12 protein-coding genes are annotated in these 13511 nt (G+C 58.8%); all 12 read right to left on the bottom strand.

Annotation, left to right across the window (positions count from 1 at the left end):
- Window positions 1-194 precede the first annotated feature (194 nt).
- A complete protein-coding gene (rpoD, locus tag OGM67_00895; GenBank protein UYJ34934.1) occupies window positions 195-1292 on the bottom strand; it encodes an RNA polymerase sigma factor RpoD in 1098 nt (365 codons plus the stop codon).
- A gap of 54 nt (window positions 1293-1346) precedes the next feature.
- Window positions 1347-3131, bottom strand: a complete 1785-nt coding sequence (gene dnaG, locus OGM67_00890; GenBank protein UYJ34933.1) for a DNA primase — start codon at window positions 3129-3131, stop codon at window positions 1347-1349.
- Between the two features lie 186 nt (window positions 3132-3317).
- A complete protein-coding gene (locus tag OGM67_00885) occupies window positions 3318-4319 on the bottom strand; it encodes a deoxyguanosinetriphosphate triphosphohydrolase (protein ID UYJ34932.1) in 1002 nt (333 codons plus the stop codon).
- Between the two features lie 149 nt (window positions 4320-4468).
- On the bottom strand, window positions 4469-5086 hold the full coding sequence (locus OGM67_00880) for a YigZ family protein (protein UYJ34931.1): 618 nt from the start codon (window positions 5084-5086) through the stop codon (window positions 4469-4471).
- Between the two features lie 66 nt (window positions 5087-5152).
- Window positions 5153-5359: a 50S ribosomal protein L31 gene (rpmE, locus tag OGM67_00875; GenBank protein ID UYJ36169.1), complete on the bottom strand. Its 207-nt coding sequence runs from the start codon at window positions 5357-5359 to the stop codon at window positions 5153-5155.
- A gap of 280 nt (window positions 5360-5639) precedes the next feature.
- Window positions 5640-7883: a topoisomerase IV gene (locus tag OGM67_00870; GenBank protein ID UYJ34930.1), complete on the bottom strand. Its 2244-nt coding sequence runs from the start codon at window positions 7881-7883 to the stop codon at window positions 5640-5642.
- A gap of 12 nt (window positions 7884-7895) precedes the next feature.
- A complete protein-coding gene (locus tag OGM67_00865; GenBank protein UYJ34929.1) occupies window positions 7896-9875 on the bottom strand; it encodes a toprim domain-containing protein in 1980 nt (659 codons plus the stop codon).
- 185 nt (window positions 9876-10060) lie between these two features.
- The gene (locus tag OGM67_00860; protein ID UYJ34928.1) at window positions 10061-10948 is read right to left on the bottom strand and encodes a glycoside hydrolase family 25 protein; all 888 of its coding nucleotides are present in this window, start codon (window positions 10946-10948) and stop codon (window positions 10061-10063) included.
- 262 nt (window positions 10949-11210) lie between these two features.
- A complete protein-coding gene (locus tag OGM67_00855; GenBank protein ID UYJ34927.1) occupies window positions 11211-11720 on the bottom strand; it encodes a GNAT family N-acetyltransferase in 510 nt (169 codons plus the stop codon).
- Complete coding sequence (locus OGM67_00850; GenBank protein UYJ34926.1) at window positions 11717-12301, bottom strand: pentapeptide repeat-containing protein; 585 nt, start codon at window positions 12299-12301, stop codon at window positions 11717-11719. Before OGM67_00850 ends, OGM67_00855 begins: the two co-directional genes overlap by 4 nt.
- Complete coding sequence (locus tag OGM67_00845; protein UYJ34925.1) at window positions 12301-13044, bottom strand: SDR family oxidoreductase; 744 nt, start codon at window positions 13042-13044, stop codon at window positions 12301-12303. The genes OGM67_00850 and OGM67_00845 overlap by 1 nt, the downstream gene beginning before the upstream one ends.
- Window positions 13041-13502, bottom strand: coding sequence for a nucleoside deaminase (locus OGM67_00840; GenBank protein ID UYJ34924.1), 462 nt, complete (start codon window positions 13500-13502; stop codon window positions 13041-13043). The genes OGM67_00845 and OGM67_00840 overlap by 4 nt, the downstream gene beginning before the upstream one ends.
- Window positions 13503-13511 lie beyond the last annotated feature (9 nt).

Here is a 13511-nt window from a genome sequence, read left to right as displayed (position 1 = left end):
TCTCCTATTTCCTCCGTGTTTTTATATTTCGCACAAGGGCAAGTGTAGCACAGTCACGGAACATTTACAATCAAGCATCTTTCAAGGAAGTGTTGACAATCGTGCAACACTTCGCAAAATCTGCATACAAAAGTCCCATGCCCAACGCCTTGGCGGCGCGGGCATGGGACCTACTGGTTTACTTTATGTACCCATCAATCCAGGAAATCGCGCAGCTTTTTGCTGCGGCTGGGGTGGCGGAGCTTGCGCAGGGCCTTGGCTTCGATCTGGCGGATACGCTCACGGGTGACATTGAACTCCTTGCCGACCTCCTCCAGCGTGCGGGGGCGGCCGTCCTCAAGGCCGAAGCGCAGGCGCAGAACCTTCTCCTCACGCGGGGTCAGTGTCTTGAGCACATCGGCCAGCTGCTCCTTCAGCAGGGTCTGGCTGGCGGCCTCGGCGGGCACGGGGGCGTCATCATCGGGGATGAAGTCGCCCAGATGGCTGTCCTCCTCCTCGCCGATGGGCGTCTCGAGGCTGACAGGCTCCTGCGCCACGCGCATGATCTCACGGACCTTGTCCACCGGCATTTCCAGACGCTCGGCGATCTCCTCGGCGCTGGGGTCGTGGCCGTACTCATGCAGCAGCTGGCTGGAAACCTTCTTGACCTTGTTGATGGTCTCGACCATATGAACGGGGATGCGGATGGTGCGGGCCTGATCGGCGATGGCGCGGGTAATGGCCTGACGGATCCACCATGTCGCATAGGTGGAGAACTTGAAGCCCTTGGTGTGGTCGAACTTCTCGACAGCCTTGATCAGGCCCAGATTGCCCTCCTGAATCAGATCCAGAAACTGCATGCCGCGGCCGACATAGCGCTTGGCGATGGAAACGACCAGACGCAGGTTTGCTTCGCTCAGGCGCTGCTTGGCCTTCTCGCCATCGGGGCCGCCCGCCTGAATCTTGAGAGCCAGCTCAGTCTCCTCATCGGGGGTGAGCAGCGGCACGCGGCCGATCTCCTTCAGATAGACCTTGACGGGGTCGTCGATCGTGATGCCGTCGGCGGTCAGGCCGTCCTCGTAATCATCGGCGCCGTCATCGGCACCGGAGACCGTATCATCGACCTCCACGGGGGTGTCGTCCACGATCTCGATGCCGTTGCTCTCAAGCTCCTCATAGAGCTTTTCCATTGCCTCAACATCCAGAACGTTGCCGTTTTCCTCCATTGCATCGCTGATCTCACTGCTGGTCAGCTTGCCGATGCGGCGACCGTTGTCAATCAGCGTGCGGATCGAGTCTTTCTTCTCTGCCATAAGTAGGTTCTCCTTTTGGTTTTATATTGTTGCAACAAATCTGTCGGAATGTCGTTATTCTTCTGGTTCTTCAGCCTTGGCGCCCTTCTTTTTGCCCATGTTGGCAAAAAAGTCGGAGAACTGGCTGTCGTCCATCTGGCGGACCTTCTCGTCCAGCGGTCTGGCGCTTTCCAGCCGGTCAAGGTACATGTCGATGTCCTGATGCTGCAAAGGCGCATCGTGGTTCTGCGCCATTGCAAGCGCAAGCTGCTGGAACGCCTTGTCGTCCAGCAGCTGCTGCAGCGTTGTCAGGTTCAGCGGCTGGCCGCTGTCAGCACACTGAAAGATCGCCTGCAGAACGCTCTGCAGCTCCGGCACCAGCACAGTCGCCATATCAAGGCGGCGGCGCACATAGGGAATCTCGTCCGGGTTCTGCATCAGGGCTGCCGCCAGCTGGCGGGCCGCTGCCGCTGCGCCCAGCGCAGACTCCCCGCTGCTGGTGTAGGGCACCCGGATGTCGGCGGCGATCCCCTGCTTGGACAGCTCCTGCTGCTGTCTGCGGCGGTCGCGGCGCGCCGCCGTCTGGACTGCGCCCTGCATCTGGGACACGATGGCCTGCTTGGACACGCCGGTCTCGTCCGCCAGCCGCCCGGCGTAGACATCCCGCGCCGTGGGGCTGACGCCCCGCTCGGTCAGGATGCCGATGGCCTCGCGGATATAGCTGAGCCGGCCGTCATCGCTGCGCAGGTCGTACTTGGCCTTCGCTTTTTTCAGCTGGAACTCCGTCGGGTTAGCCGTGCCGTTTAAAAGCATCTCAAACCGCTCGCGGCCGTACTTTTTGATAAATTCGTCCGGGTCCTTGGCACCCTGATAGCTCAGTACGCTGACCTTCATCGGCGTGTTGGCCATGATGCCCAGACTGCGCTCGGTAGCCTTTTGGCCGGCCTCGTCCGAGTCGTAGCTGAGAACGACCTCGTCCGCGTACTCGCTCAGCAGCTTGGCCTGCTCAGCGGTCAGCGCCGTGCCGCAGGCACAGACCGCCGTGTCAAAGCCAGCCTCGTGCATTGCAATGACATCCATGTAGCCCTCGCAGAGGATGTAGCGCTTGCTCTTGGACTTTTTGGCGATGTTGAGCGCAAAAAGTGTGTGGGACTTGTGGTAGACCATCGTTTCGGGGCTGTTGATGTACTTGGGCTTGGAATCATCCAGCACACGGCCGCCGAACGCAATGATCGCGCCGCGCACATCAATGATCGGCACCATGACGCGGTGGCGGAAGATCGTGTACAGGTTGCCGCGCTCACTGCGGCGTATCAGGCCGGAATGCTCGAGCTCATCGTCCTGAAAGCCGCGGCGCTTGAGGTAGTTGACAAGGCCGAAGCCCTCATTCGGCGCATAGCCCAGCCCAAACCGGCGTATGGCCGCATCGGACAGGCCGCGCTTTTCCTTCCAGTATTTCCGGGCCAGCGCAGCCTCCGGCGTCTGAGCGTTCAGATTCTCATAAAAATAGCGGGCGGCACAGCGGTTGATCTCCAAAAGGCGCTGGCGCGCGCGGGATTCACGGTCATCCTCCTCGGGCAGGGGCATTCCGGCGCGGGCCGCCAGCTGCTTGACGCTCTCGACATACCCAAGGTTATTGTATTTGCGCACAAAGTTGATGACATCCCCCGCTGCGCCGCAACCAAAGCAGTAAAAACTCTGGGTGTCCGGATAAACAACGAAGGACGGCGTTTTTTCATTGTGGAAGGGGCACAGCCCGCTCAGGGTGCGCCCGCGTCGGCGCAGCTGCACATACTGGCCGATGACTTCTTCAATATCATTGCGGCGAACGACCTCCTGTATGTATTCCTGAGGGATCATAGGTTGACTGCACCTCCGTTTCTGAAAAAGTATTTGTTTTTAGATAAAAGATAATAGATAATAGAATTGGTGGATCGCGCCGCGGTGCGCCGCTCAAAATTCCTCTATCTAATTTTGTTTTCGACCAAAGGGAGAAAACTCCACGTTTTTTCTTATCTCTTATCTCTTATCTTTTATCTATTATCTTTATAAGACGTGCCACTTCTGCGGTATGAACAATTCTTCAAACAGGCGGGTGGCAAACTCATCGCTCATGCCGCTGATATAGTCGGTCACGGCGCGGTCCACCCCCTCGTTGTAGGCGATCTGCATGTAAAAATTCGGCATCAGGGCGGGCTCGCTGCTCAGGCGGTCATACAGCTCACTGATGAGCTTGTCCACCTTTTTTTCCTCGCGCTTAGCCTCCCGGTCCACATAGACCGTGGCATACATAAAGTCCTTCAGCACCGCATAGGCGGCATCGACCTCAGGCGAAAAGCAGATCTGGCCATCACTGCTGTGGGTCACCAGATCGGTGATCATCGTGGTAATGCGCTCGGACTTTGTATGGCCCAGCACAGCCGTTGCCTCGGGCGGCAGGCGGCGCGGGTCAAGCACCCCCGCCGTGATCGCATCCTCAATATCGTGGTTCAAAAATGCGATGTGATCCGCACGGCGCACAACACAGCCCTCCGGTGTGCGGGCCCAGGCGCCGGTCGTGTGGGTCACAATGCCGTTGCGCACCTCCCAGGTCAGGTTCAGACCCTGACCGTCCCGCTCGAGAAAATCCACAACGCGCAGGCTCTGCCGGTAATGGGTAAAGCCCCCCGGGCAAAGCCGGTTAAGGGCGCGCTCACCCGCATGGCCAAAGGGAGTGTGGCCCAGATCATGCCCAAGGGCAATAGCCTCGGTCAGGTCCTCATTCAGCCGCAGCGCGCGGGAGACCGTGCGCGCGATCTGGGACACCTCAAGCGTATGGGTCAGCCGGGTGCGGTAGTGGTCCCCCTCCGGCGAGAGAAATACCTGTGTTTTCTGCTTCAGCCGGCGGAAGGCCTTGCTGTGGAGAATACGATCCCGGTCGCGCTGGAAGCAGGGCCGGATCGGGTCCTCCGTCAGCGGCAGGCGGCGGCCCAGACTATTCGTGCTCAGGGTCGCGCAGCTGCTCAGGGTCTGCCGTTCAATGGCCTCGGTCTCTTCACGGATCGTCATAGTGCGCCCCCTTTTCCTGATCCTCTATCTATAAATACGACAAAAGTATGGGAAACACTCTTTTTTTGTGGGGATTTTTTTGAAATATTTTCACGGTTGCAGGGGGCGGCGTCCCCAACGCCCCGCGGGCCGATGCAAGCTGCCGCAATTCAAAACGGGGCGTACTGCGGTTTGGAAATCTCCACCTCAGCCCCGCCGCGCGTCAGCTCGTTCAGTGCGGTGCAGAGCGCACCCTCCTGCCCTGCGGGCATACGCCAGCAAAGGGTCACGGCATCATCAAAGACCGGCTCGTCCAGTCTTGTTTCCGCCGCCGCAATGATGCGCTGGGCCTGTTCAAACTGGGCATAGCTCACACGGACACTGCAGTCCACCACAAGGCGCATACTGACAAGCTCTGCCTGCTGCAGTGCGCCGGAGGCCGCCGCCGTGTACGCCCGCACCAGCCCGCCGGTGCCGAGCAGAATACCGCCGAAATACCGCGTCACTACAACGATCACATCGGCCACGCCCGCGTGGCCGATCGTCTCCAGCACCGGGGTCCCGGCGGTTTTGGCGGGCTCGCCGTCATCAGAATACCGCGTTCGGCCGTTCTGCAGCACATAGGCATAGACATTATGGCGCGCCGTGCGGTTGGCGGCGCGCACTGCGTTCAGCACGGCGAGGGCCTTTTCCTCGGTATCGGCAAAGGCGGCCGTGGCGATAAAGCGGCTGCGCTTTTCCTCATATTCAAATGTGGAAGTGCCGCGTATGGTTTTATAGTCGGCCATGGCGCAAACCTCACTCTATAGCAAAAATACCCCGGATGAAAGAACATCCGGGGTACAAAAACGGAATTACTTGCCAGACTTGGCGAAACGGCGCTTGAAACGCTCGACGCGGCCACCGGTATCGACCAGCTTCTGCTTGCCGGTGTAGAACGGATGGCACTTGCTGCAAACTTCGACGTGGATCTCCGGCTTGGTGTCACGGGTGTGGATCACATTGCCGCAGGCACAAGTGATGGTGCAGTCCACATAGTTCGGATGGATGCCCTGCTTCATGGTTAAATTCACCTCTTTCTCGATCATGATAAAAGGAGCCATACTTGATATATGTGCTCATCACAATCTCCGAATTGCGGCTACCAGCGTTCGCCATCCTGTGCGGACGGAGCAGCCATCTGAACGATTGCTGAAATATTTTAGCACAAGTCTCGTCCGTTGTCAAGCACTTTTTTCAGTCGACACCGTAGGGGCGGATTCCATATCCGCCCGTCAGACGGCAGACACCTTGCGGGCGCATATGGAATGCGCCCCTACGGAGATTTGTGCACTATTTTCTTTACAGCGTCAGCTGCTCGATGCGGTCATCCTCCTTGAGGGTGGCGCCGGCGGCAGGCAGGGTACGCACACGATAGCGCGGGGCATCGTTGAGTTCCAGCCCCTCGGCCAGCGTCAGGCGGGAGATACCGGCGTTCTTTTTCAGCGTCACCACATTGACACCGGCGGTATCGCGGGTCGCCTTTTCAGGGATGAGCGCGCTGCCGACCAGCAGCAGGCGGTTGTTTGTGGTAAAGATGGCCAGTTCGGTCTCCTCGGGGATAAAGCGCATAAAGGCAAGCTCTGCCTTATCGCTGTACGCCTTGAGCAGCTTGCGGCGGTTCTGCTTTGTCTCATAGCTGGACAGCGGGACCTTGGCACATTTGCCGTTCTCATAGAGGAAGAGCATCCAGCCCTTGTAATCGGGCGTGACCACCATATACAGCGGCACCTCACCCTCCTCCATGCTGAGGGCGGAGGCTACATAATCGCCCAGCACGCTGGCCTTGCTGTCGGCAAAGTCATAGGCGTGGGACTTGTAGACCTGACGGTGATTCGTGAAGAAGAGCAGCTCGGTGCTGTTCGTGCTTTCGCAGGTAAACAGTACCTCGTCACCGTCCTTCAGCTTCTGCTCACCGCTCATGCGCAGGCTCTGGGGCGTGATTTTTTTGAAGTAGCCGTCCCGCGTGAAGAACAGATGCACCGGGTAATCGGGGATCTGCTGCTCGGGTTCCTCCGCCTCAGAGGCCGGGATCTCGTACATGATCTCGCAGCGGCGGGGCTTGCCGTACTTTTTGGCTACATCGCCCAACTCCTTCATGATGATCTTATTGATGCGGGCCGGGCGCTTGAGAATATCCTCAAGATCGGCAATGGCGCTTTCGAGCTCCTCGATCTCCTCGGTGCGCTTGAGGATGTACTCGCGGTTGAGGTGGCGCAGCTTGATCTCGGCCACATATTCAGCCTGTACCTCGTCAATGCCAAAGCCGATCATCAGGTTGGGTACGACCTCGGTCTCCTCGGCCGTGTTGCGCACGATCTCAATGGCCTTGTCAATGTCGAGCAGAATCGCCTTTAAGCCCTTGAGCAGATGCAGACGCTTCTGCTTGCCCTGCAGGTCGTAGTAGGTGCGGCGGCGCACACACTCGGCGCGGAAGGCAATCCACTCCAGCAGGATGCTGCGCACACCCAGTACCTTGGGCTGGCCCGCGATCAGCACATTGAAGTTGCAGGCGAAGCTGTCCTCCAAGGGCGTGGCCTTGTACAGGCGGGCCATCAGCTTGTCGGGGTCCTGACCGCGCTTGAGGTCGATGGTCAGTTTCAGACCGTTGAGGTCGGTCTCGTCGCGCATGTCGGAGATCTCACGGATCTTGCCGAGCTTGACCAGCTCGGTGATTTTGTCCATAATGGCCTCGACCGTTGTTGTGGGCGGGATGCGGGTGACATCAATGCAGTTGTTCGCCTTGTCGTAGCTCCACTTGGCGCGGACGCGGACACTGCCGCGGCCGTTTTCCAGCACATTCTGCATCTCGGCGGCATCGTAGAGAATTGTGCCGCCGCCGACAAAGTCCGGCGCGGGGATGATCTCCCGCAGGTCAGCCTGCGGGTCCTTCATCAGGGCGATCGTTGCATTGCAGAGCTCCTCCAGATTGAAGGAGCAGATGTTGGATGCCATGCCGACCGCGATGCCCAGCGTATTGTTGGCCAAAATTGTCGGGAAGGTGACGGGCAATAGGGTCGGCTCGGTCGTGGTGCCGTCATAGTTCGGCACAAAGTCCACGGTGTCCTTATCGATGTCGCGGAACAGCTCGTCACAGACCGGCTCAAGCTTGGCCTCGGTATAACGGGCAGCGGCATAGGCCATATCGCGGCTGTACGCCTTTCCGAAGTTACCCTTGGAGTCCACGAACGGCACCAGCAGGCTCTCGTTGGAGCGGCCCATACGCACCATCGTGTCATAGATGGCCGCATCGCCGTGGGGGTTCAGGTGCATCGTGCTGCCAACGATGTTGGCGCTCTTGGTACGGTTGCCCTTCAGCAGGCCCATGCCGTACATCGTGTAGAGCAGCTTGCGGTGGGCAGGCTTGAAGCCGTCGATCTCCGGCAGAGCGCGGGAAACGATAACGCTCATCGCATAGGGCATATAGTTGGTTTCCAGCGTGTCGGTGATGGCAGATTCCAGCACCTCACCCGCCGATAAAATTTCGACATTATCCCCCAGCTGCGGGCGCGCGGGGGTCAGTTTTTTCTCTTTCTTTCTTGCCATAATCTATCCTTCTCAGCTTACATCCAGATCGTCCAGATACTCCGCGCCGTGCTCGGCGATATGCTCCTTGCGGCCCTGCAGATTATCCCCCAGCAGCAGGTCAAAGACGGCGGCCGTGCGCTCGGCATCGGTGGGCAGAACCTTGATCAGGCGGCGGCTCTCGGGGCTCATCGTGGTCAGCCACATCATCTCGGGGTCGTTCTCGCCCAGACCTTTGGAGCGCTGGATCGTGTACTTTTCGCCCTCAATGCGGCGCAGGATATCGGCCTTTTCCGGTTCGGTGTAGGCGAAGAAGGTCTTATTCTTCGTGTTGATCTCGTACAGCGGTGATTCCGCGATATAGACATAGCCCTTATTGATGAGGGTCGGCGTCAGGCGGTAGAGCATCGTCAGCACGAGGGTGCGGATCTGGTAGCCGTCCACATCGGCATCGGTACAGATGACGACCTTATTGAACCGCAGGTTGTCCAGATTGAAGCTGGCCAGATCCTTATTGTGGCTGCCGCCCAGCTCAACGCCGCAGCCCATGACGCGGATCAGGTCGGTGATGATCTCCGACTTGAAGATGCGGGCGTAGTCGGCCTTCAGGCAGTTCAGGATCTTGCCGCGGATCGGCATGATGGCCTGAAATTCCGAATCGCGGCTCTGCTTGACCGCGCCCATAGCGGAATCGCCCTCCACGATATACAGCTCACGGCGGGCGGCGTCCTTGGTGCGGCAGTCCACAAACTTCTGTACGCGGTTGGCGAGATCCATCTGCTGGGTCATCGTCTTTTTGATCGTGATGCGCGCCTTCTCGGCGTGCTCGCGGCTCTGCTTATTGATGAGCACCTGCTTACAGGCCTTTTCGGCCTCATCGGGATGCTCAATGAAGTAGACCTCGATCTGATGCTTGAGGAACTCGGTCATGGCCTGCGCCACAAACTTGTTCGTGATGGCCTTTTTCGTCTGGTTCTCATAGCTTGTGCGGGTCGAGAAGCTTGATGATACCAGCACAAGACAGTCCTGCACATCGGCGAAGGTGATCGCGCTCTCGTTTTTCTTGTACAGGCCCTTGGTTTTCAGCCAGCCGTTGATCTGGCTGACGAAGGCCGTGCGCACGGCGCGGTCGGGGCTGCCGCCATGCTCCAGCCAGCTGGAGTTGTGGTAGTATTCCAGACACTGCACGGTGTTGGAGAATGCGAACGCCACATTCATCTTGACCTGATAGTCCGGCTGGTCGGCGCGGTCGCGGCCGGTGGCGGCGCCGCTGCAGAAGTATACCGGCGTCAGGGCCTTATCCCCCACCAGCTCATTGGCATAGTCGGTGATGCCATGCTCATAGAGATATTCAAACTTTTCAGCCTCACTGCCGGACTTGTCGGTAAATACCAGCGTGACGCCATCGTTGACGACAGCCTGACGGCGGAGCATATCCTTGAAGGATTCCGCCGGGACAGCAATGTCGGTAAAGACCTCGGTGTCGGGCTTCCAGCGGATGACCGAGCCGGTGCGCCTGCCCTTGAACGGTTCCTTCTGCAGGCCGCCCACATTCTCGCCCTTTTTGAAATCGAGGTGGTAGTGGAAGCCGTCGCGGTAGACATCCGCCGTCATCCACTCACTGGCGTACTGGGTGGCGCACAGGCCCAGACCGTTCAGGCCGAGGCTGAAATCATAGTTGCCGCTGCCCTCGGCATATTTGCCGCCGGCGTACAGCTCGCAAAAGACCAGATCCCAGTTCCAGCGCTCCTCAGCCTTATTATAATCGACCGGAATGCCGCGGCCGAAGTCCTCGACCTCGATGACATGGTCCGGAAACAGCGTGACATTGATGCGGTTGCCATGGCCATCGCGCGCCTCGTCGATGGAGTTGGAGATGATCTCAAAGATGGAATGGGCGCAGCCCTCCACACCGTCAGAGCCGAAGATGACCGCCGGGCGCTTGCGCACACGGTCGGCGCCTTTCAGCTGGCGGATACTGTCATTGCCGTATTCCTGTTGTTTTTTTGCCATGCGGCGGTTCCCCCTGATGTATATTGAAACAGTGGTAGTTTTTGCACATATATTTTTATTAAACCACAGTTTGGAAGTGTTTGTCAAATCGACTTGCACTCTGCGGGCAGGTTGTAGAGGTCGATGCTCGCATCCAACCCTGCAAATTCAGTGTAATACAACAAACCGTTGTTGTCAAGTTGTGTTTATGAATTGCAGTCACAATTACACGGTTCGACCCGGTTGCGGTCGCCGATGACAGCGGTCCAATACTCGCTGCCGCGGTAGCGGAAGATGACCCAATCATAGCCGTTGCATTTCCGGGTGCTCTGCTTGACCACGCAGTAGCTGCCCAGCGGCAGATAGCCGACCACATCGTTGAAGTTGGCGGAATAAAAATACTCACACCGGGCGTTGAACACCACAAGCCGCTGTCCCGCCACCACTTCCATGGAAGGGCCGGAGGCCCCATAGTTGTTGTAGCCTCCGGCCTGTATCTCCGGCAGAAAATCCCGGTAGCAGCGGTTGAGGTCGCAAGCGCCGGAGATGCCGTTGACCACACCGCTGCCGGTGTACTGCCACATGGCATAGCTGCCGTTGTAGCCAAGGGTGGCGCGGTAGTCTGCCACCCACAGTGGGTAGCGGCTCAGGGCGGCTGCGTTGAGATTGCTGTTGATGTAGTTGGTGTAGCTGTACCAGCCCGCGTACCACTTGCGCTGGTAGAGGATATCCATGGCGTACTGCACAAGGCTGGTCAGCTCTGCACGGCCAAGGCTGGTCAGGCTGGCGTCCTCGACATCCACAAAGACCGGATATTCCAGCTGCAGCCCCTGCATGACATTCAAGAAGGTCGTCAGCTCATTGGCCACAGCCGCCCGTGTGCGCGCGTAGGTATAGTAATAGACCCCCACGCGCAGGCCTGCCGCCTTGGCCCCGTTGACATTCTGCAGGAAATACGGGTCCACATACAGTCCGCCGCTGTTGCTGGACCCCACGCGGACCATGGCAAACTGCTTGCCGGCCGCCGCCACCCGGCCCCAGTTGATATTGCCCTGGTAGCGCGACACATCAATGCCGTACTGGTACACAGCCATAAAAAGCCCCCCTTTGCGGTATAGTATGCAAAGAGGGGGGGTGGTGTGTGTAGTATCCTCAGACTGTCAAAAAACTCTTGTAGGGGCGAGCATTGCTCGCCCGTGCCCGTTTGTCTGTGAAAAAGCCATCTTAGAAAACGCGTTGCTTCGCCAAGTTGGCGGGCGACCAATGGTCGCCCCTACACATTCAATAGGCCCAAAATGTGATTTTTTGACACGCTGGTATCCTGCTCCCGCTGCGAGGGCGGCAGCGATGGGGCATTTACGCCAGACGCCGTTCCGCAAGCAGGACGATGCCGCGCTCCTGCGCGGCTTCCCTTAACACAGCAAAGCCGTTTTTGCGCCAGAAATGATTGGACTGCGGGTTTTCCTTGTCAATGCCGAGGCGTACCGCCGTATAGCCCAGCGCACGCAGCGCAGCCAGCACATCGCGGACGATCATCGTGCCGGTTCCCTGCCCCTGCAGGTCCTTGTTCATCATGAAAAAGCCGATGAACGCCGTGTCTGCGTCCGGGTAACCGTCGATCAGATCCATAACAGCAACCAGCGTATCCGCGTCAAAAAATCCGACATAGTGCTTCTGCGCCGGTGTAGTGCCCGGCGGGCAGAGCGTCAGGTCCTGCCGCACACGCTCGGGCGTTGTGCCGCCGCCACAATATCTGAAGTACTGGTCATTGCGCAGCATCCATGCGTACAGCATCGGCACATCGGCGTCCGTCAGACAGCGAATTATATACGTACCGGATAGCTTTTCAATCTGTATATTTTTCATAGCAATTTGATCCTCAAATCTCCCAGCAGCGACACCGCCTCCGGCAGTGAAAATTTTGCATCCTGCAGCTTGCAGCCGAAGATATCGACTTTATATCCGCTGGCCTCCTTGAAGTTTGACTTCCGCATATCGCACTGGTAAAATTCGGTGTCCAGCAGGTCGCATTTCTCAAAATCTGCACTGACGAGATTGCACTTGGCGAACATCGAGCGCTGGATCTCGTTGCCTGCAAAGTTGAATTTTGTAAAGTTCATCTCGGTGAAGGTGTTGTATTTCAGGCTGCAGCCCTGCAATTTTTCAATCGGGTCGGCAAACGAGCCGTCCCCCTGCAGGGACATCCATTCGATATTGTTGAGGGTGCAGCTTTGAAACTCCGTAAACTTTGCGCGGGACATCGTGGTTTTCAGGTCAGTAATCGTACAGCGGATGAACTGGCACTCACTCAGCACGCTGTGGTCCAGCTTGCAGTTTTCAAAGGTGCAGTCGATGAAGGTGCAGTCGGAGAAGTCGCAGTCGTAAAAGGTTTCCTCTGTAAATTCAAGGCGCGAAAAGCGCTCTCCCTCGCGGTATTCGGCGCGCATCAGATCACCAGCCCTCCGTTGACACCCAGCACCTGACCGGTGATGTAGCCGCTGGCCTCATCGGCCAGAAAGACCATCGTGCGGGCGATCTCGTCCGCCGTGCCAAGGCGCTCCACAGGGGTTTCCTCCGCCAAAGCGGCGCGGTCCTCTGCGGTAAAGCCCGCCATCATGTCGGTGTCAATGACGCCCGGCGCAATGACATTGACTGTGATGCCGCTGGGGCCCTCCTCCTTGGCGAGGGCCTTGCCAAGGCCGATCAGCCCCGCCTTGGCTGCGCTGTAGGCCACCTCGCAGCTGGCACCGGTCTGCCCCCACATACTGCTGACCAGCAGGATACGGCCGTATTTCTGGTGTACCATGCCGGGCAGCACGGCGCGGCAGGCGTAGAACGCACCGTCCAGATCAACGGCCATCATCCGGTGCCAATCCTCATCGGTGGTGTCGGTAAACAGCTTGACCTGCGCAATGCCCGCATTGCAGACAAGCACCTGCAGGCCGCCCAGCTCCCGCTGTGCCTGCTCCACGGCGGCCTGCACCTGTGCAGAATCCCCCGCATCGGCCTGTATTGCCAGAAAGCGGCCGCCCTGCGCGGCGGCTGCGGCGCGGCGCAGCACCGCCTCGGCGGCGTCCGGATGGGCGTTGTAGGTAAAGGCAACATCATACCCGGCGCGGGCGAACGCCAGCACCGCCGCCGCGCCGATTCCCCGGCTGCCGCCGGTGATGAATACATGGTTCGTAGTCATTTTTTCTTCCGTTTCTCTCTCAGCATCGCAAAAAAGTCCTGCAGCAATGCCTGTGCCTCCTCTTCCAGCAGGCCCGATTCCATGACCGGGTGATGGTTGAAGGGTAGCGCAAACAGGTCGGTCAGGCTGCCGCAGCAGCCCGCCTTGGGGTCGCGTGCGCCGTAGACGACCCGCTTCAGGCGGCTGTTGATGATAGCCCCGCTGCACATAGGGCAGGGCTCCAGCGTCACGAACAGCTCACATTGCCAGAGCCGCCAGCCGCCCAGCGCCTTGCAGGCTGCATCAATGGCCAGCAGCTCAGCGTGGTAGGTGGCGTTTTTGCCGCTCTCGCGCAGGTTGTGGGCGCGGGCGATGATCTCCCCGTCCTTGGCCACAACCGCCCCGACCGGGACCTCGCCCAGTGCGGCGGCAAGCTTTGCCTCTGCCAGCGCGGCGCGCATCAGTTCTTCATCGGTCATAGCTCCCCC

The organism is Oscillospiraceae bacterium, from assembly GCA_025757985.1.
Taxonomy (GTDB): domain Bacteria; phylum Bacillota; class Clostridia; order Oscillospirales; family Ruminococcaceae; genus Gemmiger.
This window is presented reverse-complemented; position numbering and strand designations above follow the sequence as displayed.

Excerpts from the sequence above, each read along its gene's own strand:
- rpoD (UYJ34934.1), bottom strand. The coding sequence starts at position 1,292 with ATGGCAGAGAAGAAAGACTCGATCCGCACGCTGATTGACAACGGTCGC.
- dnaG (UYJ34933.1), bottom strand. The coding sequence starts at position 3,131 with ATGATCCCTCAGGAATACATACAGGAGGTCGTTCGCCGCAATGATATT.
- OGM67_00885 (UYJ34932.1), bottom strand. The coding sequence starts at position 4,319 with ATGACGATCCGTGAAGAGACCGAGGCCATTGAACGGCAGACCCTGAGC.
- OGM67_00880 (UYJ34931.1), bottom strand. The coding sequence starts at position 5,086 with ATGGCCGACTATAAAACCATACGCGGCACTTCCACATTTGAATATGAG.
- rpmE (UYJ36169.1), bottom strand. The coding sequence starts at position 5,359 with ATGAAGCAGGGCATCCATCCGAACTATGTGGACTGCACCATCACTTGT.
- OGM67_00870 (UYJ34930.1), bottom strand. The coding sequence starts at position 7,883 with ATGGCAAGAAAGAAAGAGAAAAAACTGACCCCCGCGCGCCCGCAGCTG.
- OGM67_00865 (UYJ34929.1), bottom strand. The coding sequence starts at position 9,875 with ATGGCAAAAAAACAACAGGAATACGGCAATGACAGTATCCGCCAGCTG.
- OGM67_00860 (UYJ34928.1), bottom strand. The coding sequence starts at position 10,948 with ATGGCTGTGTACCAGTACGGCATTGATGTGTCGCGCTACCAGGGCAAT.
- OGM67_00855 (UYJ34927.1), bottom strand. The coding sequence starts at position 11,720 with ATGAAAAATATACAGATTGAAAAGCTATCCGGTACGTATATAATTCGC.
- OGM67_00850 (UYJ34926.1), bottom strand. The coding sequence starts at position 12,301 with ATGCGCGCCGAATACCGCGAGGGAGAGCGCTTTTCGCGCCTTGAATTT.
- OGM67_00845 (UYJ34925.1), bottom strand. The coding sequence starts at position 13,044 with ATGACTACGAACCATGTATTCATCACCGGCGGCAGCCGGGGAATCGGC.
- OGM67_00840 (UYJ34924.1), bottom strand. The coding sequence starts at position 13,502 with ATGACCGATGAAGAACTGATGCGCGCCGCGCTGGCAGAGGCAAAGCTT.